At 64.2% G+C, this 24,419-nt stretch carries 20 protein-coding genes; 10 read left to right on the top strand and 10 right to left on the bottom strand.

What is annotated here, in order from left to right:
- Window positions 1-14 precede the first annotated feature (14 nt).
- The 5 genes from QQ992_RS09845 (at window position 15) to QQ992_RS09865 (ending at window position 7,557) form a co-directional block, all read left to right on the top strand.
- Window positions 15-4,511: an NEL-type E3 ubiquitin ligase domain-containing protein gene (locus tag QQ992_RS09845; RefSeq protein ID WP_286113214.1), complete on the top strand. Its 4,497-nt coding sequence runs from the start codon at window positions 15-17 to the stop codon at window positions 4,509-4,511.
- 229 nt (window positions 4,512-4,740) lie between these two features.
- Window positions 4,741-5,292 (top strand): DUF4174 domain-containing protein, encoded by a 552-nt coding sequence (locus QQ992_RS09850; RefSeq protein WP_019098409.1) that lies wholly within the window; start codon window positions 4,741-4,743, stop codon window positions 5,290-5,292.
- A 174-nt stretch (window positions 5,293-5,466) separates the two neighbouring features.
- A complete protein-coding gene (locus QQ992_RS09855; RefSeq protein ID WP_105947981.1) occupies window positions 5,467-5,958 on the top strand; it encodes an HvfA family oxazolone/thioamide-modified RiPP metallophore in 492 nt (163 codons plus the stop codon).
- Window positions 5,959-6,032: 74 nt separating this feature from the next.
- Complete coding sequence (locus QQ992_RS09860; protein ID WP_286113215.1) at window positions 6,033-6,866, top strand: HvfB family MNIO-type RiPP peptide maturase; 834 nt, start codon at window positions 6,033-6,035, stop codon at window positions 6,864-6,866.
- Window positions 6,859-7,557: an HvfC family RiPP maturation protein gene (locus QQ992_RS09865; protein ID WP_286113216.1), complete on the top strand. Its 699-nt coding sequence runs from the start codon at window positions 6,859-6,861 to the stop codon at window positions 7,555-7,557. Before QQ992_RS09860 ends, QQ992_RS09865 begins: the two co-directional genes overlap by 8 nt.
- A 134-nt stretch (window positions 7,558-7,691) precedes the next feature.
- Here QQ992_RS09865 and QQ992_RS09870 read toward each other — a convergent pair whose 3' ends face one another.
- The 4 genes from QQ992_RS09870 to QQ992_RS09885 all read right to left on the bottom strand — a co-directional run bounded on the left by QQ992_RS09870 (window position 7,692) and on the right by QQ992_RS09885 (window position 10,984).
- On the bottom strand, window positions 7,692-8,180 hold the full coding sequence (locus QQ992_RS09870; RefSeq protein ID WP_286113217.1) for an HvfX family Cu-binding RiPP maturation protein: 489 nt from the start codon (window positions 8,178-8,180) through the stop codon (window positions 7,692-7,694).
- 28 nt (window positions 8,181-8,208) lie between these two features.
- Window positions 8,209-8,826 carry a ferric reductase-like transmembrane domain-containing protein gene (locus tag QQ992_RS09875; protein WP_286113218.1) on the bottom strand — a complete coding sequence of 206 codons (618 nt, stop codon included), beginning with the start codon at window positions 8,824-8,826 and terminating at the stop codon, window positions 8,209-8,211.
- A gap of 134 nt (window positions 8,827-8,960) precedes the next feature.
- Window positions 8,961-10,247 (bottom strand): sensor histidine kinase, encoded by a 1,287-nt coding sequence (locus QQ992_RS09880; RefSeq protein WP_286113219.1) that lies wholly within the window; start codon window positions 10,245-10,247, stop codon window positions 8,961-8,963.
- On the bottom strand, window positions 10,244-10,984 hold the full coding sequence (locus QQ992_RS09885) for a response regulator (RefSeq protein WP_003250463.1): 741 nt from the start codon (window positions 10,982-10,984) through the stop codon (window positions 10,244-10,246). The genes QQ992_RS09880 and QQ992_RS09885 overlap by 4 nt, the downstream gene beginning before the upstream one ends.
- Window positions 10,985-11,204: 220 nt before the next feature.
- Here QQ992_RS09885 and QQ992_RS09890 point away from each other — a divergent pair, with 220 nt between their 5' ends.
- The gene (locus QQ992_RS09890; RefSeq protein ID WP_286113220.1) at window positions 11,205-11,480 is read left to right on the top strand and encodes a DUF2790 domain-containing protein; all 276 of its coding nucleotides are present in this window, start codon (window positions 11,205-11,207) and stop codon (window positions 11,478-11,480) included.
- A 10-nt stretch (window positions 11,481-11,490) separates the two neighbouring features.
- On the top strand, window positions 11,491-12,006 hold the full coding sequence (locus QQ992_RS09895) for a thioredoxin family protein (protein WP_119369541.1): 516 nt from the start codon (window positions 11,491-11,493) through the stop codon (window positions 12,004-12,006).
- Between the two features lie 100 nt (window positions 12,007-12,106).
- On the opposite strand, the gene QQ992_RS09900 is transcribed toward QQ992_RS09895, so the two are convergent.
- Both QQ992_RS09900 and aroQ read right to left on the bottom strand, forming a co-directional pair.
- The gene (locus QQ992_RS09900; protein WP_119369542.1) at window positions 12,107-12,955 is read right to left on the bottom strand and encodes a shikimate dehydrogenase; all 849 of its coding nucleotides are present in this window, start codon (window positions 12,953-12,955) and stop codon (window positions 12,107-12,109) included.
- The gene (gene aroQ, locus QQ992_RS09905) at window positions 12,952-13,401 is read right to left on the bottom strand and encodes a type II 3-dehydroquinate dehydratase (protein WP_286113221.1); all 450 of its coding nucleotides are present in this window, start codon (window positions 13,399-13,401) and stop codon (window positions 12,952-12,954) included. The genes QQ992_RS09900 and aroQ overlap by 4 nt, the downstream gene beginning before the upstream one ends.
- 205 nt (window positions 13,402-13,606) lie before the next feature.
- Between aroQ and QQ992_RS09910 the strand changes: the two genes are divergently transcribed.
- Genes QQ992_RS09910 through QQ992_RS09920 form a run of 3 tightly spaced genes read left to right on the top strand, consistent with a single transcriptional unit; the run spans window position 13,607 to window position 19,230 of the window.
- Window positions 13,607-14,860: a TolC family protein gene (locus tag QQ992_RS09910; protein ID WP_286113222.1), complete on the top strand. Its 1,254-nt coding sequence runs from the start codon at window positions 13,607-13,609 to the stop codon at window positions 14,858-14,860.
- Window positions 14,853-16,067: an efflux RND transporter periplasmic adaptor subunit gene (locus QQ992_RS09915; protein ID WP_286113223.1), complete on the top strand. Its 1,215-nt coding sequence runs from the start codon at window positions 14,853-14,855 to the stop codon at window positions 16,065-16,067. Before QQ992_RS09910 ends, QQ992_RS09915 begins: the two co-directional genes overlap by 8 nt.
- Before the next feature lie 16 nt (window positions 16,068-16,083).
- Complete coding sequence (locus QQ992_RS09920) at window positions 16,084-19,230, top strand: efflux RND transporter permease subunit (protein ID WP_286113224.1); 3,147 nt, start codon at window positions 16,084-16,086, stop codon at window positions 19,228-19,230.
- Between the two features lie 130 nt (window positions 19,231-19,360).
- Here the strand turns inward: QQ992_RS09920 and QQ992_RS09925 are convergent, their stop codons facing one another.
- The 4 genes from QQ992_RS09925 to QQ992_RS09940 all read right to left on the bottom strand — a co-directional run bounded on the left by QQ992_RS09925 (window position 19,361) and on the right by QQ992_RS09940 (window position 24,385).
- Window positions 19,361-20,698 (bottom strand): MFS transporter, encoded by a 1,338-nt coding sequence (locus QQ992_RS09925; RefSeq protein WP_286113225.1) that lies wholly within the window; start codon window positions 20,696-20,698, stop codon window positions 19,361-19,363.
- 151 nt (window positions 20,699-20,849) lie between these two features.
- On the bottom strand, window positions 20,850-21,608 hold the full coding sequence (locus QQ992_RS09930; RefSeq protein ID WP_286113226.1) for a hypothetical protein: 759 nt from the start codon (window positions 21,606-21,608) through the stop codon (window positions 20,850-20,852).
- 149 nt (window positions 21,609-21,757) lie between these two features.
- Entirely contained in the window at window positions 21,758-23,908 is a 2,151-nt protein-coding gene (locus QQ992_RS09935; RefSeq protein ID WP_286113227.1) for a TonB-dependent receptor, read from the bottom strand.
- Window positions 23,909-23,974: 66 nt separating this feature from the next.
- A complete protein-coding gene (locus tag QQ992_RS09940; protein ID WP_286113228.1) occupies window positions 23,975-24,385 on the bottom strand; it encodes a DUF2946 family protein in 411 nt (136 codons plus the stop codon).
- Window positions 24,386-24,419 lie beyond the last annotated feature (34 nt).

The raw sequence follows: 24,419 nt of genomic DNA on the forward strand, positions 1-24,419 counted from the left end.
ACGAGGCCTAACGCATGGACACCACAACGTCATCCGGCACACCGTCTGCCAGTGATGCCTTCCAGGATGCGATCATCAGCAGGCAGCTGCCGCACTGGTTGCGCCAGGTCCCTGCCGATCAGCTGCCCGCGGTGGGTGAGGCGCTGGCCAAGAGCCTTGAGTGCCGCGAGCGCGTCAACACATTGCTTGAGCGCATTGAAGGCATCGACAGCTTTGTCGCATCGGGCCTGGAAAAAGCGCTCGACGAACAGTACGGTCTGGCCCTCAACACCCGTTCGCTGAAGTTTCTGCAGGGGCGGCGGGAGCCTGTGATCAACGGCCAGCCGGTTGGTGCTCACCTGACCGAGGTGGTGTATGAGGTAGAACCGTTACTCGAGGTGGTGATGCGCAACTTCACCGCTGAGCAGGCCCAGGCCGGTGGCCAACCCCGCGGTAACCGTTTGCTTGTGCCGCGCAAGGTGACCAGCACTCCGCCCACGGCCATCGAACTGGCTGCACTGTGCCGCGCGCTGGACCTGGGTGAAGCGTATCAACGCCATCTGGATTCCGTCTTGCAGCCAACCGGTGAAGTCAAGGCTGTGGAACGCCTGCTGACCGATGCCTGCCGATTCGCCATGCTGGTGGACGCCTACAAGGCCCGGCAGGACGGTGTGCTGGATGACAGCGAACTGAAGTTGCTGGTGGCCATGTGCAAAGAGGGCAAGTTACTGCGCCTGGCGGGCGACCTGGTGGTGGCCAGGCAACTGCACTTGCTGGGGTGCAGCATCGAGCAGGCCGTTGTGCTGGAGGTGATCGATCAGGGGCCGCTGCTGCACACGACCTGCCGTGTGTTGCTGTACCTGCCCGGTGACCCGGTTGCGCCCTGGAGCGTGTTCGACAGTGTCGACGAACTGAACCGTGAGCTTGGGCGCCGGTTGCGCAACAAGGCGTATCAGCGCTTTTTCAGTCGTTATGTGCGGCGCCGTGACAGCCAGGCGTTCTTTACCCAGGTGATGGAGAATTTCGACGATCTGGCTGATTGGGCGTTCCGTGATCTTGAACCGCGCTTGCACGCTTACCCACAGCCTTTGTTCAACAGCCTGGCACAAGCACGCCTACGCCAGATCAAGGACGATGCAGCGATGATCGCCGTGCCGGTGGCCCGGCTTGACCGCGAAGTTCAGCGCAAGCACGACCAGCGCCTGGTGGCTGAAGGATGGGCGCTGCTCAATGTGGCCAGTTTCTTCGTGCCGGGTATTGGCCTGGTGCTGCTGGGAGTGACTGCCTGGGCGTTGCTGGGTGAGGTTTACCATGGCTTTGAAGCCTGGCAAGCAGGGGACAGGCGGGAAGCACTCGACCATTTGACCCAGGTTGCCACCGACGTTGCGTTGATCGCGGCCACTGCTGCGGGCGTGGCCGTGGCGAGACGGGCCTGGCTGCGTTCAACAGTGGTCGATGCCTTGTTGCCTGCCCGGCTGGAGGACGGCACCACCAAGCTCTGGCAACCCGACCTGACGCCCTATCTGAGCGAGGTGCCGATGGCGACCGCGAGCCAGGATGCCATCGGTATCTGGCGGCTGGAAGGGCAGGCCTGGGTCGCAATGGACGGGCATCACTACCGCGTGCGGTCGCAGGCCGGCGAGGGGCAATGGCAGTTACGGCCTGTCGGGGGGCACGGCCCGATGTTGCGCCACAATGGTGCGGGCGCGTGGCGGTTGTGGAGTGAGCAGCCGGCGCAATGGCGCGATACCTACCGTATGTTCCGGCGCCTGGGCGAGCCTTTCAGCGCACTGGATAACGAGCAGATCGACCAGGTCATGCTGTTTCATGGGCTTGATGGCGATGATTTGCGCGGCTTGCATGTGCATGCCCAGGCACCAGCCCCTGGCCTGCTCGACAGTGTGCAACGGGTCCGGCTTGACCAGCGCATCCGCGACATGATCGGGCACTTACGCAGTGGTGAGGCCGTACAGGATGTCACCGTGCTCGACCATGCCAAGCATCTGCCGGGTGCGCAAGGTTTGCCTGATCAGGCGTTGGCTGAACTGGCATGGACGCAGCGCCGGGTACTGCTGCAACAGCTGTACGAATCCCTGCAGCCCAGTGACTGCCCAGGCAGTGCCGCACTGCGCCGGGTTTTCCCCGGGTTGCATGTCCGCAGCGCGCGCGCATTGGTGCAGGCCGCCAGCGGCGAGAATCGCAGGCGCCTGCTGGCCAGTGGCAGGGTGGCGCTGAGGCTGGCCGAAGCGGCTCGTAGTGATCTTTTGGACATGCGTCGAACACGGGTACTGGAAGCCTTGTACCTGGACACGCCGCAGACTGCCGACCTGGCAAGGGTGGTGCTGGGCATGTTGCAGCACCTGCCTGGCGCCGGGCAAGGCGTGCGCTGGCGGTTGTACGAAGGTTACCTGGGTGGCCCGATGTTGGCGGCTACCGAGCAGGGGCTGCAAGCGTTCGACCTGGTGCACCTCAATGGCTCGTTCCAGCTGTTGGATGAGCGAGGCTCGCCGCAGGGGCAGGCCGGTGAATTGTTCGATGTCATGTCGGCAGCCTATACCGAGGCCCAACGGGCGGCGATGGGTGTTGGTGAACCGTTCGCGCACAACGTCAGGGTGACCGTGGGGCGCGAAGCCGTGCGCCGTCGCGATGAAGTGGGGCGCTTGCTCAGCCCGGTACGCCCGGGGGCTGTTCGGCTGCCCTTGCGCCTGGCCGATGGTCGCCTGGGCTACCCGCTGGGCGGTGGCGGCGTGGCTGGGTTCTCGCCCAGGGGCCGTGCACTGAAGGCAACATTGCGAGATTTGTTCCCCTGGTTGACTGATGCACAGGTCGAGACATTTGCCGACGAGGTGCGGCGCTCAGGCCGTCAGCTGGAGCAGAGGTTGGCGCAATTGCACGATGAGTTCGCCGCCCTCGGTCATACGCTTGATGGATGGGTTGCACAGGAACAGGGCGATATCAGGGAGGACAGAGAGGCCTTGCGCCAGACGCTGTTCAACTGCTGGAGGCGTTCCGTCAGCGTCGGCGAACTGCACATTTGCGCCGAAGACAACTTGCATGTGATGTTCTGCAACTTCAGGCCGGGCCGATTGCCCAACCTGCCAGCGCAGGTACGCTTCGCCAGTGTCACCAGCCTGTCCCTGCTGCACCTGGACCTGCTGGAGGTGCCGGTCAGCTTCCTGTTGGCCTTCCCCAACCTGAGCACGCTGGACCTAGGCGGCAACCTGCTCACCCGACTACCGCAACCGCTGTTGCAGATGCCGCAACTGCGGCACCTCAGCCTGACCAACAACCGGATCGCCCTTGACCTGTCACAATCGGCCACGCTGGGCAGTTGTGCGACCCTGAATTTCCTTGACCTGTCCCATAACCCCCTGGGGCGCCGCTTCACCTTGGCAGGCTTGCCGGAGTTGCGGTGGTTAAACCTGCGCGACACGCAAACCACACAATTACCCCCCGGCCTGATGGACCGCACCCAGCTGGTTTCGGTTGATTTGCGGGACAACCGGATCCGGCATGTCCCCGAGTATTTCTACCAATTGCCGGTGTGGCGTCGGCGGCGGATCCGGCTCAATGCCAACCCCTTGGGCGAAGCCCAGACGCTGCGTCTGCAGGCTTCGTTGCGGAGCGATGTGCCTGTCTCGGATGAAGAGCATCTGCTGCTGCGGCTTGATCGCGCCCGTGAGGTATGGGGCGATGCGGTACTGCCAGAGCATCGAGGCCTGATGCTTGCCGCGTGGGACTCACTGGATACGGGGCAAAGCACAGAGCGCTTTTACCGTGTGCTTGGGCAACTGTTGTTGTCCCAGGATTTCCGTGTCAACCCACGCGCACTGGGCAATCGGGTAATGGCGCTGTTGCAGGCGATGGCCATGAAGCCTGCGTTGCGAGAGCGTTTGCTGACGGTCGCCAATGATGAGTGGGGTTGCCAGGATGGCGCGACCTGGTGCTTGAGTAACCTTGAGTTGAATGTATTGGTATGGCGGGCGGAGGAATCACCCCATGGGCAAGCTGAACGCGCCTTGCTCAACCTGGGGCGCCGCATGTGGCGGCAAGATGCTGTCGATCGCTTCGCGGCCAGGGTGGTCTGGGAGCGGGGGCGGGAGGCGGAAGGAAGTGAAGTGGGGCTGGCCTTCAGGGTTGGGCTGCGCGAGCGCCTGGACTTGCCGGTCGAGGCCGAGGGCATGAGCTTCCAGGTCATTGCGGATGTAACCGAGGCGGACCTGGCTGAGGCCGAGGCCGCAGTGCGACGTGCAGAAACCGAGGATGAGCTTGCTCGCGCCTTGGTGGACCGGGACTTCTGGCAGCAACATCTGGAGCGTACCCATCCGGAACGTTTTGCTCAGGTCGACCTGCCGTTCAGGCGCCAGCTCGATGCAGTGCTCGACGATGAAACACTTACCGACGAGGCCAGGCTCGAACAGGTGGATGCCATTGGCGACGCGCGACGCGCTGCACGCAGGGGGCTGATGCTCGACATGACGATTCGTGCCATGGAGGTGGGGCCTGAAGACCCGGGCATACAGGTGCGTTGAGGGCACCTCGGGGCAAGGTTTTGTCTGACGCTGCGCAAAGCGGCTATGGGCTATGCTCAGTCAAGGTGACGGCGGTATGTGCCAGTACCGTCGCCTTGGCTTCAGGATGTCCGGAAACCGGCAGTTACTTTTCCACGGCCCGTTCTTGAGTGAAGTGGTTTAGGCTCCTTGTCGGATTTTTCTCCGTGATCTGTAGTCATTGGTATATCGAGACAATAAGGAGATACGCATGCTCGTCCGGTCACTGACCCTCGCTACCTTGCTAGCTGTTGCCGGCCCCCTGTTTGCCGCAGACAGTGATGCGCCTTTAGCCAAGGAACTGGGCAAGGCCAGGCCATTGGTGGTGATTGCCCCGAGCACTGCCGACCCGACCCTGCGCGGGTTGAACAAGGCCCTGGAAGACCCGGCCACCCAGGCCGCCTTCAAAGAGCGCAACCTGGTGCTCTACAGCGTCGCCAACATGATGGGCAAGCGCGAAGACAAGAACCTCGAACAGCAGACCACCATGGCCCTGATCCGCGAGCTCAAGTTGGGCGCGAGCAAGGGCACCAAGGTGATCCTGGTGGGCAAGGACGGCGAGCGGCACATGCTCAAGGATGACGAAAGCGGTGAACCTATCGACCCGCAGGCGATTTTCAAGGCGGTCGATGAATTGCCCGCCAGCGAAAAGGCGGTGACCGCACCCGAACCTGTGGCTGCGGCGCCGGAAGCCAAGGCCAAGGACAGCAAACCGGCCAAGCCAGCCAAACCGGCGGCCCCGCCCAAGCCGCTGGAAGACTGAACACGCGTCATGGCCCCAAGGTCGCTTGGGGCCGGCTACCGGGCGTTGTGTATCCCACTGTATCTGACCGCGCTGCAGACCTATTCCCATACAAAAGCGCGCCTTGCCCGATACACTCACGACAAACCGCAACGGCCTAATGGCTCCACTTTCCAACCACAGTGGAGCTGCATCATGACTCAAGCAAAAAACACCCTCGGCCTGCTCGGCGCCGCCCTGATCGGCAGCATGGCATTGACCAGCAGTGCGTTTGCCGTGGAACCGCTGGCACAAGGTTACCAACTGGCTTCGGCCAAGGTGGCCGGCGAGGGCAAGTGTGGCGAAGGCAAATGCGGCGGCAGCGGCAAGGCCACCCAAAGCGAAGGCAAATGCGGTGAGGGCAAGTGTGGTGCCAGCGCCAAGGCCGGGGCGGAAGGCAAATGCGGCGAAGGTAAGTGCGGCGATGCCTCGTTCGCCAAAACCGACAGCAACCACGACGGCAAGGTCTCGCGGGATGAGTTTCTGGCGGTGGCCAAGGACCGCGCCGGCGACTTCGACAAGATCGACAGCAACCATGACGGCTTCATCTCCGAGCAAGAAGCGGCGGACCACCTGAAGGCGATCTACCAGGCCAACGGCAAGGCCATGCCCGAGGGGCTGTTCAGCCACCTGGCTGGCAAATCCTGACCCTTACCCTTTGAAGTGACGCAACGCCCCTCCTGCTGGTCAGGCGGGGCGTTGTGCCTGTTGGAGACTTTTTTATGCGTGCTGCGACGTTGAATACCGGGCTTGGCTTGCGCCGTGGCCTGCTGCCGGAACTGCTGGCGATGGACGCTGGTGCAGTAGACTTCCTTGAATGCGCGCCGGAAAACTGGATAGCGGTTGGCGGCGCCTACGGCAAGGGCCTGGCCCAGTTGGCCGAGCGTTTTCCCATGACTTGCCACGGGCTGTCGTTGTCGCTGGGTGGCAGTGAGCCACTCGACCTGCATTTTCTCGACCAGACCCGCCATTTTCTCGATCGCCACCAGGTGCGTATGTACAGTGAGCACTTGAGCTATTGCAGTGACGACGGGCACCTGTACGACCTGATGCCCATACCGTTCACCGACGAAGCCGTGCACCATGTGGCTGCGCGCATACGCCAGGCGCAGGAGCAATTGGGCCGGCGTATTGCCGTGGAAAACATCAGCTACTACGCCGCGCCTTATCAGGCGATGAGCGAGCTTGATTTTATCCGCGCGGTACTCGATGAAGCCGATTGCGACTTGCTGCTGGACGTCAACAACGTTTTCGTCAATGCCTGCAACCACGGCTACGAAGCCCGGGCCTTTCTTGAAGGTTTGCCCCAGGCACGGGTGACCGGCATGCACATAGCCGGCCATTACGATGAAGCACCGGACCTGAAGGTCGACACCCATGGTGCGCCGGTCAAGGAAGACGTGTGGGCGCTGTACACCCTCGCTTGTGCGCGCTTTGGCGTGCAGCCGACCGTGCTCGAACGGGATTTCAACTATCCCCCGCTGGCCGAACTGTTGGCCGAGACGGCGCGTATCCGCAGCGTGCAACTGGCTTTGGGAGGGCCGCGTGATGAATGAGACGTTGCGCGAGCAGCAATACACCTTGGCCCGTCACTTGCGTGACCCGCAGCGCAATGCACCGCCACCGGGCATAGAGGGTCGGCGCCTGAAGGTTTACCGTGAGTTGTTCTATGGCGCTATCGAAGGCTTGCTGGCCGGCAGTTTTCCGGTGATGCGCCAGGCCTTGGGCGAACAGCGTTGGCATGCGCGAGTGCGTGACTTTTACGCCAACTACCGTAGCCAGACCCCCTTGTTTACCGAGATTGCCGAAGCGTTTGTCGATTACCTGCAAGGCGTCGAGCTGGATGCGCCCTGGCAGTTGGAGCTGGCGCACTATGAGTGGGTCGAGGCGCAGTTGTATTTGAGCGATGCCGAGGACCCGGCCCATGACCCGGCGGGCGATTTGCTGGAGGGGGCGCCGCTGTTGTCCTGCGTGGCGCGGGTGCTGGCTTATGAGTGGCCGGTGGAGCGCATCGGGGTGGATTATCAGCCAACGGTTGCGCCCGAGGCGCAGACGTTGCTGCTGGTATATCGCGATGCTGCGTTGACGGTGCGCTTTGCGCGCCTGGCGCCGATGGCGTATCAGTTGCTGGCGCTGGAGCAGGGTACCGGGCGGGCGCGGTTGGAGGCGTTGGGAGGGGATGTGCAGCAGGGACTGGCATTGCTGGAGGGGTTGCGCGAACAGGGTGTCATTGTCGGAACAGTTTGAGGGCCGTGGGGGCGCTTTGCGCCCCTTTCGCGACACAAGGCCGCTCCCACAGGTTGGCGCAGCATTCACTGGCGATGTTGTACCTGTGGGTGCGGCCTTGTGTCGCGATGGGCTGCAACGCAGCCCCAATGGCATTACCTGCAGAAGCGCAGCCTGAGCCAATGATCCAGGCTCAACCGCCCAGCCCCTTTGAGCAGCAGCGGCAGCAACGCCACCAGATAAATCAGCGGCAACTTGAAGTTGCCAAAGCCCTGGTCAGTAATGGCATACCCCTGTGCCAGCTCGGCCAAGCTCGACCAGTGCGCCGGCCAATGCACCGCAGCAATTGCCACCACAGTCACCACCATCAGCCCCAGCGATGCCAGCCGCGTCCCCAGGCCCAGCAACAGCAGCAACGGCAGCACCAGCTCGGCCCACATCGACAGCTGCCAGTTCAGCTCGGCGGGCAGCTGGTTGAAGGGGAACGGAAAGCTGCCTTGCAGGTCGGCGAACCAGTTGCTGCCATTGAACTTCTCAAGGCCGGATTCAAAAAACTCCCAAGCCAGGAACAGCCGCAGCGGCAGGTCGGCGCTCCAGGTGCCGACACGGTCGAAGGTGGTCAGTGTGCGGGTCAAAGTGGTCATGTCAGTGTGTACTCCAAGGCAGGTTTAGTCAGGAAAGGGCGCGGGCACTGCGGCGCTGTTGGCGCGCCAGCTTGGCGGTGAGCTTGACGGCGATGGCACTGAACATCAGGGCGAACGCCAGCGGGTACCAGCCGCCCATGGGGATGCGTTTGTAGAACGACAGGCAGAACACGGTTGCCAGTACCCACATGCCGGTGCTGTGCAGGGCTTGCCAGGCGCGGCCGCCCAATAGCCGCATGGGGGCCTTGAACGAGGTGGCGGTGAGCAGCAGCAGGAACAGGTACCCGACGCTGCCGGGCAGGCTGGAGGTGAATGTGCGGCCGGCCCAGAACAGTTCGGGGAATTGTTGGGCGTAGCGGTAAATCAACAGGCCGTGCACGGTGTGGGAGAACGCGAAGGCCAGCCCCAGGTAGCGCCGTTCCTGCAGCACGCGGCGGCTGACAGCGCCGGGTAGCAAGGTGACCAGTGAGGAAGCCAGGAAGGCCAGCAGAAACAGCGCGAAGGAACTGCGTGCGGTAGCGCGGATGGCGCTGCGCAGGCCATCAGGGTCAGGCTGGCTGGCCAGGACTACGGCGGTCATCGCCAGGGTCAGGCCAGCGAGGGCGGCGAACAGCTTCCAGCCGGAGGGCAGGGTGAGGGCTTTCATCAGGGGGGCTCCCGGTGTGTGATTGTGTCACCGGGAGTGTGTGGGGGTGGGGTATCTGCAGTGTGTCGGGGGCGATGGGGTTGTGTATCGGTTTGTATGGATGTATCAGGTTACCCCGCTCTCACGAAGGGCTGTCAGGTCAGTTCTATCTGGGCGCACAGCCCGCCGCTTTCGCGGTTGCTCAAGGTCAACCGGCCCCCCATGGCTTGGATCAACTGGTGGGCAATGGCCAACCCCAGCCCGGTACCCCCCGTACTGCGATTGCGTGAACCCTCTACCCGGTAGAACGGCTTGAGCACTTCGTCCAGTTCGCCGCCGGGAATCCCCGGCCCGTTGTCGAGCACACGGATTACGGTCATGCCGCCCTCGCGGCACACTTCCAGTTCGGCGGCGCCGGCAAACTTGAGGGCGTTGTCCACCAGGTTCACCAACACCCGGCGCAGTGCATGCGGGCGGGTTTCCAGCAGGCTGCCAGTGCTGCCGTGGCGCTCGACCTGGGCACCGCTGTCCTGGTAGTCGAACACCAGGCTATCAAGGAAGGCATCGAGGTTGACCCGGCAGGGTGCTTCGGTGCTGGTGTCCATACTGCGGGCATAGGCCACGCCTTCGCGCACCAGGTGCTCCATTTCACCCAGGTCGCTCCACAGCTTGTCTTTCTCGACCCCATCGTCCATCACTTCAACGCGCAGCTTCATACGTGTGATCGGCGTTTGCAGGTCGTGAGAAATGGCTGCCAGCAGTTGCATGCGCTCCTTGAGGTGGGCGGCGATGCGCGCCTGCAAGGCGTTGAAGGCCACGGCGGCGTACTTCACCTCGCGCGGGCCGCTTTCATCCAGCTGCACACCAGGCTTGTCCGGGTCGAGGTTGTCCACGGCGTGGGCCAGGCGGGTGAGGGGGCCGATGGCCAGGCGCACTGCCAGCCAGGTGCACAGCAGCAGCACGGCCAGCTGAATCAGCAATACCACGGGCAGCCAGCGGGCCACCGGGACCGGCGACGGGGTCACGTCGATGGTCAGCGGCGCACCGTCGGCCAGGTTCAGGTGCGCCTGGAAGTGCGCATTCGGCCCGGGTATTTCCTGGAAGGTCAGGCGGTAGTCGCTGCCAATGGCCTTCACGATCGACTCGGCGGCCATGGGCGGGTCGCTGCTGGGCATCGCCTCGCCCGTCAGGCCGTGGTCCAGGCGGTAGCGGTAGGTACGCCGCTCCAGGCGTGGCAGCCAGGCAGCACGTTCGGCTGCGGGCAGGCGGTCGAGGATGGCGACCGACGTGGCCACATCCTGTTCCAGGTTGCTGAGCATCATCGAGCGGCTGCTGATGTAGCGCTCGTAAGCCTGCAAGCCAAACGACAGGCCGTACGCCAGCACCAGGCCGGTGAAGAAGATCAGCGCCAGGCGCGATGCCAGGGTGCGCGGCCATTTCATGACGGCGACTCGAGCAGTTGCACGGGCAACGAGAACACATAGCCCTCGCTGCGCACGGTCTTGATGCAGCTGGGCTCGCGGGCGTCGTCGCCCAGGCGCTGGCGCAGGCGGCTGACCAGCAGGTCGATGGAGCGGTCGAAGATGTCGGCCTCGCGGCCTTGGGTCAGGTTGAGCAGCTGTTCGCGGCTGAGTACCCGCTGTGGGTGGTCGAGGAACACCCGCAGCAGGCGGTACTCGGCGCCGCTAAGGGCCACCAGGGTGCCTTCGCTGTCGAGCAGGTGGCGTGCGGTGGTGTCCAGGCGCCATTGGCCGAAACCCAGCAGGCGGCTGCTTTCACTGATGGTGAGGTTGGGCGGCAGCATGCGCGTGCGGCGCAGCACAGCGTTGATGCGGGCGAGCAGTTCGCGGGCGGAGAACGGTTTGGTCAGGTAGTCGTCGGCGCCCATTTCCAGGCCGATGATGCGGTCGGTTTCGTCGTTGCGTGCGGTGAGCATCAATACCGGGGTGTTGCGGTGCTTGCCGGCGCGCAACTCGCGGCACAGCAGCAGCCCGTCGTCACCGGGCATCATGATGTCGAGCACGATCAGGTCGACGCTGTTGGCTTCGAGGAAGGCGCGCATCTGCCGGCCGTCGGCGACGATGCTGGTGCGCAGGCCGTTCTTCTTCAGGTAGTTGCCGACCAGTTCGCGAATCTCGCGGTCGTCGTCGACGATCAGGATGTGATCGACGTGTTCCATGCGCAGCGTTCCTGTGTAAAGGGGGATGGGCGCAGTGTACCGAGCGCGGTCGCGCTTGCCTGCCGGGTTTTGTATTGCAGTGTATCTGGCACTTGTACAGATACAGCAGAAAGCACATCACAGCCTCGGGCGACACATACGGGATACCTGGCAGGCGTGAAATGGCTCTCGACCGGGAAGCACAACTTCCCACACCCAAGTGTTACTCAGGAGAGATGCCATGAACGTCAAGACTTTCGCCAGCGCCAGCCTGTTCGCCGTGCTCAGCTTCGGCGCTATCGCCGCCCAGGCCGCCACCGCCCCCATGGGCGATGCCGGTGCCATGCAGTACCGCTACGGTGACCACCTGGATGTGAAGAAAGTGCTCTCGGTGCAGGATGACCAGAGCAACGCCTGCGGCCTGGTGAACACCCGCATGGACTACCTCGACTCCAAGGGCCATCAGCAGAGCGTGCAGTACCGCACCTACGCCACCGGCGGTTGCCATGAGAATTGATCGCCGCCTTATGCTGAAGGTGGGGGGTATTGCCCTGGCACTGACGGGGCTTGGCCTGGCCGGGCACCTGATGGCCCGCGACAGCTACGGTGCGATGCCGTCGCTGTCGGGGGCCAGCCAGTGGATCAACTCGACACCGCTGGATGGGCCGGCGCTCAAGGGCAAGGTGGTACTGGTGGACTTCTGGACCTGGGACTGCATCAACTGCCAGCGCAGCCTGCCGCATGTGAACGACTGGGCGCGGCGTTATGCCGACCAGGGGCTGGTGGTGGTGGGGGTGCATACGCCGGAGTACGACTACGAGCATGATGTGGGCACCTTGCGGGACAAGGTGGCCGGGCTGGGGATCGGTTACCCGGTGGCGGTGGATAACGATTACAACGTGTGGAATGCCTGGGGCAACCAGTTCTGGCCGGCGCATTACTTTGTCGACCGCAAGGGGCAGGTGCGGCATGTGCACTTTGGCGAAGGGGATTATGGGGGGCAGGAACAGGTGATACAGGCTTTGCTGGATGAGAAAGGGTGATTGCCTGTGCCGGCCTCTTCGCGGGTGAACCCGCTCCTACACTGGTTTCAGTAATACCTGTAGGAGCGGGTTCACCCGCGAAGAAGCCAACACTTGCCTATCAGGTAAAGCTGGCGAAATGCGCCTGCATCCGTGCCGCATCCGCCTGGCGCCCGCTGAACAGCTCGAACGCTTTCACCGCCTGGAACACCGCCATGTTGCTGCCATCCAGCGTGCGGCAACCCAGTGCCCGGGCCGCGCGCAGCAGTTCGGTTTCCAGCGGGAAGTAGATGATCTCCGCCACCCACAAGCGCGCATGCAACAGCTCGACCGGTAGGGGCGTACCCGGCAGTTTGGCCATGCCCACCGGTGTGGTATTGACCAGTCCGTCTGCCTCGGCCAAAGCCGTGGCCAGGTCGCTGCCAACCACGGCGCGCCCTGCGCCGAAATGGGCATTCAGGTTGTCCACCAGTGCCTGCGCACGGGCCGCGTCCACTTCGAACAGCACCAGCCGCTCGACCCCTTCACCCAGCAGGGCATGGGCCACCGCCGAACCGGCGCCGCCGGCACCCATCTGCACCACCTGGCGGCGTGCCACGTCGGGCAGGCCACGGCGCAAGCCTTCGGCAAAGCCCAGGCAGTCGGTGTTATGGCCGACCCGTTTGCCGTCCTTGAGCACCACGGTATTCACCGCGCCGATGCCACGGGCTTCGTCCGACAGCTCGTCGAGCAGCGGCAAAATCGCCTGTTTGAACGGGTAGGTGATGTTGAGCCCGGTGAAGCCGGTGTGCTGCGCGGCGTCGAGCAGGCCGGGCAGGGCGCTGTCGTCGAGCTGCAACTGGTCGGCGTCGATCAGCCGGTACAAGTAGCGTAACGCCTGGGCATCCCCTTCGTGTTCGTGCAGGGCAGGGGTACGCGACAGCTGGATGCCACGGCCGATCAGGCCGGCGAGGATGGCGTGCTGGCTCATGCCGTGCGCTCCTGGAACAGTTCGGCGAAGTGGCTGAGGGCCATGCGGTAGCCATGGCTGCCCAGGCCGCAGATGACACCGACGGCGATGGACGATACGAACGACAGGTGACGGAACGGCTCGCGTTTGTGCACGTTGGACAAGTGCACTTCGATGACCGGCAGTTCGCTGGCCGCCAGGGCGTCGCGGATGGCCACCGAAGTGTGGGTCCAGGCGCCGGGGTTGATCACGATACCGGCGCAGCGGTTGCGGGCGGCGTGAATCCAGTCGATCAGTTCGCCTTCGTGGTTGGTTTGCCGGAATTCGAGTTCCAGGCCGTGGGCATGGGCAGTATCGGCACAGCTTTGCGCCAGGTCCGCAAGGGTTTCGTGGCCATATTGGGCAGGCTCGCGGGTGCCCAGCATGTTCAGGTTAGGGCCGTTGAGCACAAGAATAAGGGGCTTCATGACGGGCATCGCTTTGTTGTTGTTGGATGCGCGTAGTTTTGTACTGACTGGTTAGTTCCGTCAATTGGACGAGGCCGCCGCACCGGGAAAGTGGGCGATTATCGAACGCAGCCAAACCTTACAAAATTGTAATACTCCCGACACCGCCCCGATAAGCACGGCTTTTTACAGTCCCTCGCCTACACGCGTCGACGAGGACTTGTTCGTGCCCATCCCCCGCAAGATCGCCTTGCTCTGCCTGTTGCTGGCCAGCGCCACCAGCGCCCAGGCCAGCCAGAGCCTGAGCCTGCCCCAGGCGCTTGCCGCCGCCTTTGCCCAGAACCCGGAACTGGCCGCCGCCGGCCGCGAAGTCGGCATTGCCGACGGCGAGCGGCGCCAGGCAGGGTTGATCCCCAACCCCGAGTTGTCCTGGGAGGTCGAGGACACTCGCCGCGACACCAGCACCACCACCGTCACCCTCAGCCAGCCGCTGGAACTGGGCGGCAAGCGCGGCGCACGTATCGCAGTGGCCGGTGCCGGCCAGGCCATTGCCCAACTCGACCTGGAGCGCCAGCGCAATGGCCTGCGGGCTGATGTGGTGCAGGCCTTCCATGCCGCTTTGCGGGCGCAGACCGCGCTGGAACTGGCGCAGCAGTCGCAGGCATTGACCGAGCGCGGGCTGCGGGTGGTACAGGGGCGGGTCACCGCTGGCCAGTCATCACCTGTAGAGGCCACCCGTGCCCAGGTGCAACTGGCCCAGGCCCAGGCCGAAGTGCGGCGTGCGCAAACCCAGCGCGGCGTGGCCTACCAGGCCTTGGCACGCCTGACCGGCAGCCCGCTGGCAGGTTTCGACCACTTGCAGGCCGCCAACCTTTCACCTGGCGTTGCCCCCAGGGCCGACACCTTGCTCGACCAGGTCGAGCAAACGGTCGAATGGCGCCTGGCCGCCGCCCAGGTCGAGCGTGGTGAAGCCTCCTTGGGATCGGAAAAGGCCCAGCGCATCCCCAACCTCACCGTCAGCCTCGGCAGCCAGTACAGCCGCGAGGACCGCGAACGCGTCAACGTGGTCGGTCTGTCGATGCCCTTGCCATTGTTCGACCGCAACCAGGGCAACGTGATGTCAGCCGCGCGCCGTGCCGACCAGGCGCGGGACTTGCGCAACGCCGTGGAGCTGCGCCTGCGCAGTGAAACCCGCAGCGCTGTCAGCCAGTGGCACACGGCGATGCAGGAGGTGGACGCCTACGACCGCACCATTCTGCCGGCTGCCCAGCAGGCCGTGGACACCGCCACCCGAGGCTTCGAGATGGGCAAGTTCGCCTTCCTCGATGTGCTTGACGCCCAGCGCACGCTGATCGAGGCACGCGGGCTGTACCTCGAAGCCCTGGCCTCGGCGACCGATGCACGGGCGCAGGTCGAGCGGATCTATGGCGACCTCGATGGCCTGAGCACCCCCTTGAACAGCAGGAGCAACAATGACTAACCCACGCAAGATAGCCCTTCTGGTTGCCGCCATGGCCGCGCTCGGCCTGGGGGGCCTGGCCTGGACCGGCAACCTCGGCCTGGCGTCGAAAACAGAAGCCCGGCACGATGACCACGGCGAAGACGGCCATGGCCATGGCGCCGAGAAAGCCGCCGAAGGCCACGAAGAGGAGGGCCACGGCGAAGAAGAGGGCCAGTTGCACCTGTCCATCGCCCAGATCGAGGCCGCCGGTGTGCAGCTGGCTACCGCCGGCCCTCGGGCACTGGGTACCGCTATCAGTTTTCCGGGGGAAATCCGTTTCGACGAAGACCGTACGGCTCACGTGGTGCCGCGTGTACCCGGCGTGGTCGAGGCGGTGCAGGCCGAGCTGGGCCAGGCGGTCAAGCGCGGCCAGGTGCTGGCGGTGATCGCCAGCCAGCAGATTTCAGACCTGCGCAGCGAGCAGCAGGCCGCCCAGCGCCGGCTGGAGCTGGCGCGCCTGACCTTCCAGCGCGAACAGCAGCTGTGGCAGGAGCGCATCAGTGCCGAACAGGATTACCTGCAGGCACGCCAGGCGTTGCAGGAGGCCGAGATCGCCTTGGCCAACGCCCGGCAGAAGGTCGCCGCCGTGGGCCCGGCTGGCGCTGGCAACCGCTATGAGCTGCGTGCCCCGTTCGATGCGGTGGTGGTGGAAAAGCACCTGACCGTGGGCGAAGTGGTCGACGAGACCAGCAATGCGTTCACGTTGTCTGACCTGAGCCGGGTGTGGGCTACCTTCGCCGTGGCCCCGCGTGACCTGGACAAGGTAATGACCGGCCGTGATGTCACGGTCAGCGCACCGGACCTGGGCGCCCAGGTCGAGGGCAAGGTCAACTACGTTGGCAGCCTGCTTGGCGAGCAGAACCGTGCCGCCACCGTGCGTGCCACCCTGGCCAACCCCAACGGCGCCTGGCGCCCCGGGCTGTTCGTCAATGTCGCCGTCAGTGTCGAGCGCTTCAAGGCCGCCGTGGTGGTGCCGGAAAGCGCCCTGCAAACCTGGGAGGAACAGACGGTTGTGTTTGCCCGCACGGAGGAAGGCTTCGAGGCCCGGCCGGTGAAGGCCGGCCGCCGCGACGCTGGCCAGGTAGAAATCATTGACGGTCTTGCCGCCGGTACCCAGGTGGCCGCCGCCGGCAGCTTTGTCCTCAAGTCGGAACTGGGCAAAGGCTCGGCCGAGCACAGCCACTGATCACGGGGACTACTGCATGTTCGAACGCCTGATCCAATTCGCCATTGAGCAGCGCCTGGTGGTGATGCTGGCCGTGGTCCTGATGGCCGCGGTGGGTATCCACAGCTACCAGAAACTGCCGATCGACGCTGTACCGGACATCACCAACGTCCAGGTGCAGATCAACACGGCCGCACCCGGCTACTCGCCGCTGGAAACCGAGCAGCGCATTACCTTTGCCATCGAGACGGCCATGGCTGGCTTGCCAGGGCTGAAGCAGACCCGCTCGTTGTCGCGCTCGGGCCTGTCGCAGGTCACGGTGATTTTCGATGACGGCACCGACCTGTTCTTCGCCCGCCAGCTGGTCAACGAGCGCCTGCAAGTGGCCCGCGAGCAGTTGCCCGAGGGCATCGAGGCGGGCATGGGGCCGATTTCCACTGGCCTGGGCGAGATTTTCCTGTGGACCGTGGAAGCCGAACAGGGCGCCCTGAAGGAGGATGGCACGCCCTACACCCCCACCGACCTGCGGGTGATCCAGGACTGGATCATCAAGCCGCAGCTGCGCAATGTGCCGGGGGTGGCCGAAGTGAACAGCATCGGCGGCCATGCCAAGCAGTATCTGATTGCTCCGGAGCCCAAGCGGCTGGCGGCCTACAAGCTCACCCTCAACGACCTGATCGGCGCGCTGGAACGCAACAACGCCAACGTGGGTGCCGGTTACATCGAGCGCAATGGCGAGCAGTTGCTGATCCGGGCGCCGGGCCAGGTGGCCTCGGCCGAAGACATCGCCAATATCGTCATATCCAGCGTGGACGGCACGCCGATCCGCGTCAGCCATGTGGCCGAGGTTGGCCTGGGTGAAGAGCTGCGTTCGGGCGCCGCCACCGAGAACGGTCGTGAAGTGGTGTTGGGCACGGTGTTCATGTTGATCGGCGAAAACAGCCGCACGGTGTCCCAGGCGGTGGCCGCCAAACTGGTCGAGATCAACCGCAACCTGCCCAAGGGCGTGGTGGCGGTGACGGTGTACGACCGCACCAACCTGGTGGAAAAAGCCATCGCCACGGTGAAGAAAAACCTGGTTGAAGGCGCCATTCTGGTCATCGCCGTGCTGTTCCTGTTCCTGGGCAACATCCGCGCTGCGCTGATCACCGCCATGGTCATCCCGCTGTCGATGCTGTTCACCTTCACCGGCATGTTCAGCAACAAGGTCAGCGCCAACCTGATGAGCCTGGGCGCGCTGGATTTCGGCATCATCGTCGATGGCGCCGTGGTGATCGTGGAAAACGCCATCCGCCGCCTGGCCCACGCCCAGCAACGCCATGGCCGCATGCTGACCCGCAGCGAGCGCTTCCATGAGGTGTTTGCCGCCGCCCGCGAAGCGCGCCGGCCGCTGATCTACGGGCAACTGATCATCATGGTGGTTTACTTGCCGATCTTTGCCCTGACCGGGGTCGAGGGCAAGATGTTCCACCCCATGGCCTTTACCGTGGTCATGGCCTTGCTGGGGGCGATGATCCTCTCGGTTACCTTCGTGCCGGCGGCCATTGCCCTGTTCGTCACCGGCAAGGTCAAGGAAGAGGAAGGCTTGCTGATGCGCACGGCGCGCCAGCGCTATGCCCCGGTGCTGGCCTGGGTGCTGGGCCGGCGCAAGCTGGCGTTCGCGGTGGCAGGCACTTTGGTGCTGCTTTCCGGCGTAATGGCCAGCCGCATGGGCAGCGAGTTCATTCCCAGCCTCAGCGAGGGCGACTTTGCCTTGCAGGCCCTGCGCGTGCCGGGTACCAGCCTGTCACAGTCGGTGGACATGCAACAGCGCCTGGAGCAGGCGATCATCGCCCAGGTGCCGGAAGTGGAGCGGGTATTCGCCCGCACCGGCACCGCCGAGATCGCCTCCGATCCGATGCCGCCGAACATTTCCGATGCCTACGTGATGTTGCGCCCACGCGAGCAATGGGCAGACCCGGGCAAGCCGCGTAACGAGCTGATCGCCGAAGTACAACGTGCGGCGGCCAGCGTACCGGGCAGCAACTACGAGCTGTCGCAGCCGATCCAGTTGCGCTTCAACGAGCTGATTTCCGGGGTGCGCAGCGATGTGGCGGTGAAGTTGTTCGGTGATGACATGGACGTGCTCAACCGCACCGCCGCGCAAATCGCCAGCAGCCTGCAGCGCGTGCCGGGTGCATCTGAGGTGAAGGTTGAGCAGACCACCGGCCTGCCCGTGCTGACCATCGACATCGACCGTGACAAGGCCGCCCGCCATGGCCTGAACGTGGGTGACGTGCAGGACGCCATCGCCATCGCTGTAGGGGGGCGCACCGCAGGTACGCTGTATGAAGGTGACCGCCGCTTCGACATGGTGGTGCGCCTGCCCGAAACCTTGCGCACCGATGTGGACGGGTTGGGCAGCCTGCTGATTCCGGTGCCGGCCAGTGCCACAGCCGGCGCTGCGCAGATCGGCTTTATTCCGCTGTCGCAGGTGGCCACGCTGAACCTGCAACTGGGGCCGAACCAGGTCAGCCGCGAGGATGGCAAACGCGTGGTGGTGGTCAGCGCCAACGTGCGTGGGCGCGACCTGGGTTCGTTTGTCGAAGAGGCTGAACAGACGCTCATTGGCCAGGTTCAGATCCCGCCGGGCTACTGGACGCGCTGGGGTGGCCAGTTCGAGCAGCTGCAGTCGGCGGCCGAGCGCTTGCAGGTGGTGGTGCCGGTGGCTTTGCTGCTGGTCATGGCGCTGTTGCTGATGATGTTCAACAACCTCAGGGATGGTTTGCTGGTGTTCACCGGCATCCCGTTTGCCCTGACCGGCGGGGTGCTGGCGCTGTGGTTGCGGGATATTCCGCTGTCCATCTCGGCGGGTGTGGGGTTCATTGCGCTGTCAGGCGTGGCGGTGCTCAACGGGCTGGTGATGATTGCCTTTATCCGTGGGTTGCGCGAAGAAGGGCGGCCGCTGCGTGCGGCGGTGGAGGAAGGTGCGCTGACGCGCTTGCGGCCGGTGCTGATGACGGCACTGGTGGCGTCGCTGGGGTTCATTCCGATGGCGTTGGCGACCGGGACCGGGGCAGAGGTGCAGCGGCCATTGGCGACGGTGGTGATTGGCGGGATTCTGTCTTCTACCGCGCTGACGCTGTTAGTGTTGCCGGCGTTGTATCAGTGGGCCTACCGGCGCGAAGAGGTGCAGGAGGGCTGACATCCTGGGGCCGCTTTGCGGCCCATCGCAGGCAAGCCAGCTCCTACAGGTACGGCGCAGGGCTCAGGATTTGTGCGGTCCCTGTAGGAGCTGGCTTGCCTGCGATGGGCTGCAAAGCAGCCCCAAAATCTCAAACAGTACGACGGTTTTCAGCCGGTAAACCGTCCACTCCAGCCTCATCATGCAACGATATCCGCGAAGTCTCCGGCAACGCCAACCCGCCCACCAACGCCACCAGCGCAATCACCACCAGGTAAAACGCCGGTGCCAGGCTGCTGCCGGTTTGCCCGATCAGCCAGGTTGCCACCAGCGGCGCGGTGCCGCCAAACAGCGTATAGGCCACGTTGTAGGTAATCGCAGAAGCGGTATAGCGGGTGCGGGTAGGAAAGCTCTCTGACAGCAACGCCGCCGTGACCACGCCACTGCACAACGCGCCCACCGCCAGCAAAATCACTCCGATCAGCGCGCCGGACATCGAGCCCGAGCTGGCCAGCCAGTACGCCGGGAACACGCACAGCATCACCCACAGGCAGGTAAAAGCGATGGTCTTGCGCCGCCCCACCCGGTCCGAGAACGCCCCGGCCAGTGGGCAGCCGACGGCGGCGAACAGCAGCGCCACCGTGGTCACCAGCAGCGATTGTGCGCGGGTCAGGTTGCCCACCAGTTGCAGGTAGGTGGCGAAGTAGGTGGTGAACATGTAGAACGACAGCGCAGTCAGCGAAATGAACGCCCCCAGGTTGCGAATGGCCCGGCCATGATTGCGCAGGGTTTCCTTGAGCGGCGAATGCTCGTGCGCTTTGCCCTGGGCGATGGCTTCACGGAACGCCGGGGTTTCTTCCATGCGCCAGCGCAGGTACAGGCCGACCAGCCCCAGCGGTGCGGCGATCAGGAACGGAATGCGCCAGCCCCAGGCGTTCATGGCCTCGGCTGACAGGCTGGCTTCCAGCCCGTAAGCGATTACTGCTGCACAGGCAAAGGCAGAAAAGGTCGAGACCGGCACGAAGCTGCCATAGAAGGCGCGCTTGTCGTTGGGCGCGTGCTCCATCAGGTAGGCGCAAGCCCCGGCATATTCGCCACCGGCAGAAAAACCCTGCAGGCAGCGCGCCAAGGTCAGCAACGCAGGGGCGGCCAAGCCGATGCTGGCATAGGTCGGCAGCAGGCCGATCAGGGTGGTGGAGCCTGCCATCAGCAAAATGGTCAGCGACAGGATGCGCTTGCGCCCCAGGCGGTCGCCCAGCGCGCCGAACACGATCCCGCCCAGTGGGCGCAGGGCAAAGGCCACGGCAAAGACTGCAAAGGTCTTGAGCAAGGCCACGCCGGCGTCTTCGCTGGCAAAGAACTGGTTGGCGATCAAGGTGGCGAGAAAGCCATAGACGGCGAAGTCGAACCACTCGACGAAATTGCCGATGGCCGAGGCGGCGATCACCCTGCGCAGGGTGGCGGGGGATACCTCATGAGGTGCGGACATGCGAGTGCTCTCCGGTTCCATTGGCAGGCATGATGAACGTGGCGCGGTCGGGCCGCGCCATCATTGTTGTGCTTGCCAGTAGATCGCCGGGCGCTGGAGAGTGCTTTGTCGAGGGCGACCTCGGGATACCTGAATCAACCGCCGTTGCGGTTTACAGCCGGCCTACTTTCCAGGGGGCGTACTCCAACTCACTGTAACCCTTGGCCTGGCCATGCGCGTCGGTGCTGAAGCCCGGTAGCTGGCTCACATCAAGCGCCATGCAGCGGCTGTTGAGTTCGGCCTGCAGCTTGCCATCGAGGCGGAAGTCGTCCGGCCGGTTCGGGTGAGGATAAATCTGCACCAGGCACCCTTGGACTTTGCCTTGTGCATTGGCTTCATAGTAGAGCGAGGCTCTGCCAATGCTGTTCACCGGCTGGTCGCGCAGCAGGTGCTGCCAGAAGAACTCACGTTGAGCATTGGCCTGGCGCCGTGGGGTATCCGGTGCCTGGGCGGCAGCGGGCAGGTCCACGAACATCGGCGCACGCACTTCCACTGTACCGTCCTCATCGCGCAGCGACTTCGGCACCACAGGGTAGATGGTCTTCCAGCATTGCGCCTCGACCATGCTGGCCAACGCCTTGAAGTCCGAGCGGACCAGGTCGGCAGGTAACACCGTTTCGTACCTCATCGGCGCCTTGCTGGCTTTGCAGCTGATGGGCGCCGAGTTCTGGTCGAGTTTGACGTCCAGCATGACCACGCCAATCTGCTTGCCCGTGTCGGCGGTGGCAATGCCCAGCTTCAGGACTTGCTGCATGTCGCTGACGAATGTCTTGCGCGCCTGCTTGTCTGCCTCGGAGGTGGGGCGGTTCTGGCAACCCGATAAGGCGAAGAGTGCGGCGGCCGCGATTACCGGAGACAACGATCTGAACACAGAAACTTCCTTGATGTGATAAAGCCGGCCTACATGCCGGCGGTAATGAGAAACAATATTATCATTCGAAAGGCTTGAGGGCTGTGTGTGGTTTGTGTGGAGACAATGTGAGGGCGGTAGCGGCGTCATGGCCGACACCGCCCCGTGCATCAGAAGCGCATGTCCAGTGCCAGCTCGAAGGTGCGCGGCGGCCCCATGTAGTACTGGCTGTTGTAGGCCTGCTTGGCATACACCTCGTCGGTCAGGTTGCGCACCCGCCCGGTCAGCGTGGTGTGCTCGTCCAGCCGGTAGCGGGCAAACGCGCCGAACAGCGTGTAGGCCGGGGCCTTGAGGCTGTTGGCGTTGTCGGCATACACCGAACCCACGTAGCGCCCGTCCGCGCCCACCGACCACACCGACGACAGGCTGTAGGTCAGCCACAGGTTGGCGACATTGGCCGGTACGTTGGTCGGTGCATTGCCCTTACGCGAGACCGATACCCCGTTGACGGCCTCGTTGAATTCGTCGTACTGCGCATCGACGTAGGCATAGTTGGCTTCGGCCAGCAGTTTTGGCGTTACCTGCAGGCGCCCGGACAGCTCCACCCCGCGTGAAGTCTGCTGCCCGGCCTGGACCGTGAGGTTGGCGTCATTCGAGTCGCGTACGGCAAAGTCCTTGCGCACGATCTGATACAGCGCCAGGGTGGCCGCACCGCGCCCGTCGAGGAAGTCGAACTTGCTGCCCACTTCCCATTGCTCGCCCTTGGACAGGTCGAACAACCCCACATTGGAGTAGGTCGCTGCTGCCAGCGAGCCGGCGGGCAAATCGGCCGAGGTGCTGTATTGCGCATACAGGCTGGCCGAAGGTGTCAGTGCATAGGTCAGGCCGATACGCCCGGACAGCGGCTCCCAGCGCCGTTCGAAATAGGCCGGCGACGTGGGCGTCACGGCGCCGTAGTTGGTGACTTCCATGTCCAGGTAGTCGTAGCGCAAGGCGGTCAGCAGGGCCAGGCGCTCGGTGAGTTGCAGGCGGTTTTCGGCAAACACCGCACGGTTGATCACTTCGTGGCGACGTTGTTTGGTCAGGCCGGCATTCACCCCGGGGATGTCATCGAAACTGCCAGGGTTGAAGTGCTCGGCATCGACCACGTCGCTCCAGCTGCCCGAAGTGGGGTAGAGGGTCTGGCGCATGCGTGAGTATTCCAGCCCCAATGACCACTGGCTGGCCAGGCCGAACAGCTGGTTGTCGTGGCGCAGCTCGATGCGGTCGCCCAGCAGGTTCTGGTCGTGGCGCTGCAGGTAAGGGCTGCTGCGTTGCACCTGGCCAGTGGGGGTGTAGGCGTAGCGTTCAAGGTTGCGGTAGTCGCGTTGGGCGTTGTAGTGGTACAGCGTGTTTTGCACGCTGGTGCTGTCGCTGACCTGGTAGTCGAGGATCGAGCGCAGCCAGCGTACGCGCTGCTCATAGCGGCCGTCAGCGACGTTGTAGTTTTCGAAACGGCGGCTGTTGTCGATCTTCATCGTGCTGCGCCCGGGCAGGATCGGCGAGCCCCAGTAGGGGCTGTCTTCGCGGTCTTCCTGGTACTCCAGCGCCAGGGTGTGGGTGAGGTTGGGGGCCAGGTCGCTGAGCAGCGAAAAGGCCAGGCTGTCGGTGTGCCGTTCGTTGCGGTCGACATAACCGTTGCCCTGCCCACGGCTGAAGTCCAGGCGCATGAAATGGCGGGCGTCAGCGGGGTTGCTGGCCAGCGCCTGGTTGATTCCGAACGCCACCTCGCTGTCGTCGAAACTGCCATAGCGGATACGCCCGTCAATGATCTGCTGGTCGCGGCTGGCGAGCTTGGTGATGTAGTTGATCGAACCGCCCACGGCACCGGCGCCATGCAGGAACGAAGACGGCCCGCCAATCAGCTCGACGCGGTCGAGTACCCAGGCGTCCACTGGCCGGGTGGCGCTGCTGTAGCCCAGGTTGATGCCGTTGTACAACTGGGTGACCTGGTTCTGGGTAAAGCCACGGTAGGCCACGAAGCCGCCAAAGCCTGGGTTGGCCGAGGCGTTCACGCCGGTCATGGCGTTGATCACGTCCTGGCTGTCCTTGGCGCCGCGTTCTTCGATCAGGCGGCGGTCCGAGACGCTGACCGAGGCGGGTGTTTCCCGCGCGGTGAGGCCCAGGCGCGAGCCGGTGCGGATCGGCTCGTCCAGTTGCACACCGCTGGCGGCATCGCGTTCGCCGTCGATGGTGGTGGCGCCCAGTTCAACGGGGGCGATTTCGGCGCAGGCGAGGCTGCAGGTGCCCATGAGGAGCACCAGAGAGGTCTTGCGAAGCATGTTTGTGTGTCTTCCACGCAAAGGTCATGGCTGACGGCGAGCGCGCGCAGGCGCACCCGGCTGATGTCAGGCGTAATGAGGTATGGCTGCGGGGAAGACGGCGGGGGAGGCGCGGGGATTGAGGGCGGGGCGTTGGTAGCGCGGTGGCGGTTGTGCCCAACTGCGCACGACGATGGGCGAGGTGGCCACGGCTTGCGTCGGGGTGAATGACCAGCCGCCGCTGCTGAGCGGTACCGCCAGGCCGAACGAGGAACACACCGGGCAGTCGAGCTGGGCCATGTGCTGGTCACCGCCAGCACCGTCCAGGTCGATGGCCACGCCGTGTTCGCTGTTGACCGAGCAAAAGCCACCTTCCAGGCCGGCCAGGCGCAGGCCGCCCATCTGGCCGTGGTGCAGGCCGCACAGCAACAGGCTGAACAGGACGCTGGCGTAGAGCGTCCAGGCCGTCAGCGTGCGTATGTGTCGGGTGGTTTTCATGGCGAGGAATCTACCATTCGGATGAATGGTCGGG

The sequence above is a fragment of the Pseudomonas kurunegalensis genome, assembly GCF_030291635.1.
Lineage (GTDB): Bacteria > Pseudomonadota > Gammaproteobacteria > Pseudomonadales > Pseudomonadaceae > Aquipseudomonas > Aquipseudomonas monteilii.

Excerpts from the sequence above, each read along its gene's own strand:
- QQ992_RS09925 (WP_286113225.1), bottom strand. The coding sequence starts at position 20,698 with ATGTCCGCACCTCATGAGGTATCCCCCGCCACCCTGCGCAGGGTGATC.
- QQ992_RS09895 (WP_119369541.1), top strand. The coding sequence starts at position 11,491 with ATGCTGAAGGTGGGGGGTATTGCCCTGGCACTGACGGGGCTTGGCCTG.
- QQ992_RS09935 (WP_286113227.1), bottom strand. The coding sequence starts at position 23,908 with ATGCTTCGCAAGACCTCTCTGGTGCTCCTCATGGGCACCTGCAGCCTC.
- QQ992_RS09890 (WP_286113220.1), top strand. The coding sequence starts at position 11,205 with ATGAACGTCAAGACTTTCGCCAGCGCCAGCCTGTTCGCCGTGCTCAGC.
- QQ992_RS09915 (WP_286113223.1), top strand. The coding sequence starts at position 14,853 with ATGACTAACCCACGCAAGATAGCCCTTCTGGTTGCCGCCATGGCCGCG.
- QQ992_RS09920 (WP_286113224.1), top strand. The coding sequence starts at position 16,084 with ATGTTCGAACGCCTGATCCAATTCGCCATTGAGCAGCGCCTGGTGGTG.
- QQ992_RS09870 (WP_286113217.1), bottom strand. The coding sequence starts at position 8,180 with ATGACCACTTTGACCCGCACACTGACCACCTTCGACCGTGTCGGCACC.
- QQ992_RS09885 (WP_003250463.1), bottom strand. The coding sequence starts at position 10,984 with ATGGAACACGTCGATCACATCCTGATCGTCGACGACGACCGCGAGATT.
- QQ992_RS09900 (WP_119369542.1), bottom strand. The coding sequence starts at position 12,955 with ATGAGCCAGCACGCCATCCTCGCCGGCCTGATCGGCCGTGGCATCCAG.
- QQ992_RS09850 (WP_019098409.1), top strand. The coding sequence starts at position 4,741 with ATGCTCGTCCGGTCACTGACCCTCGCTACCTTGCTAGCTGTTGCCGGC.
- QQ992_RS09855 (WP_105947981.1), top strand. The coding sequence starts at position 5,467 with ATGACTCAAGCAAAAAACACCCTCGGCCTGCTCGGCGCCGCCCTGATC.
- QQ992_RS09845 (WP_286113214.1), top strand. The coding sequence starts at position 15 with ATGGACACCACAACGTCATCCGGCACACCGTCTGCCAGTGATGCCTTC.
- QQ992_RS09940 (WP_286113228.1), bottom strand. The coding sequence starts at position 24,385 with ATGAAAACCACCCGACACATACGCACGCTGACGGCCTGGACGCTCTAC.
- aroQ (WP_286113221.1), bottom strand. The coding sequence starts at position 13,401 with ATGAAGCCCCTTATTCTTGTGCTCAACGGCCCTAACCTGAACATGCTG.
- QQ992_RS09875 (WP_286113218.1), bottom strand. The coding sequence starts at position 8,826 with ATGAAAGCCCTCACCCTGCCCTCCGGCTGGAAGCTGTTCGCCGCCCTC.
- QQ992_RS09880 (WP_286113219.1), bottom strand. The coding sequence starts at position 10,247 with ATGAAATGGCCGCGCACCCTGGCATCGCGCCTGGCGCTGATCTTCTTC.
- QQ992_RS09860 (WP_286113215.1), top strand. The coding sequence starts at position 6,033 with ATGCGTGCTGCGACGTTGAATACCGGGCTTGGCTTGCGCCGTGGCCTG.
- QQ992_RS09865 (WP_286113216.1), top strand. The coding sequence starts at position 6,859 with ATGAATGAGACGTTGCGCGAGCAGCAATACACCTTGGCCCGTCACTTG.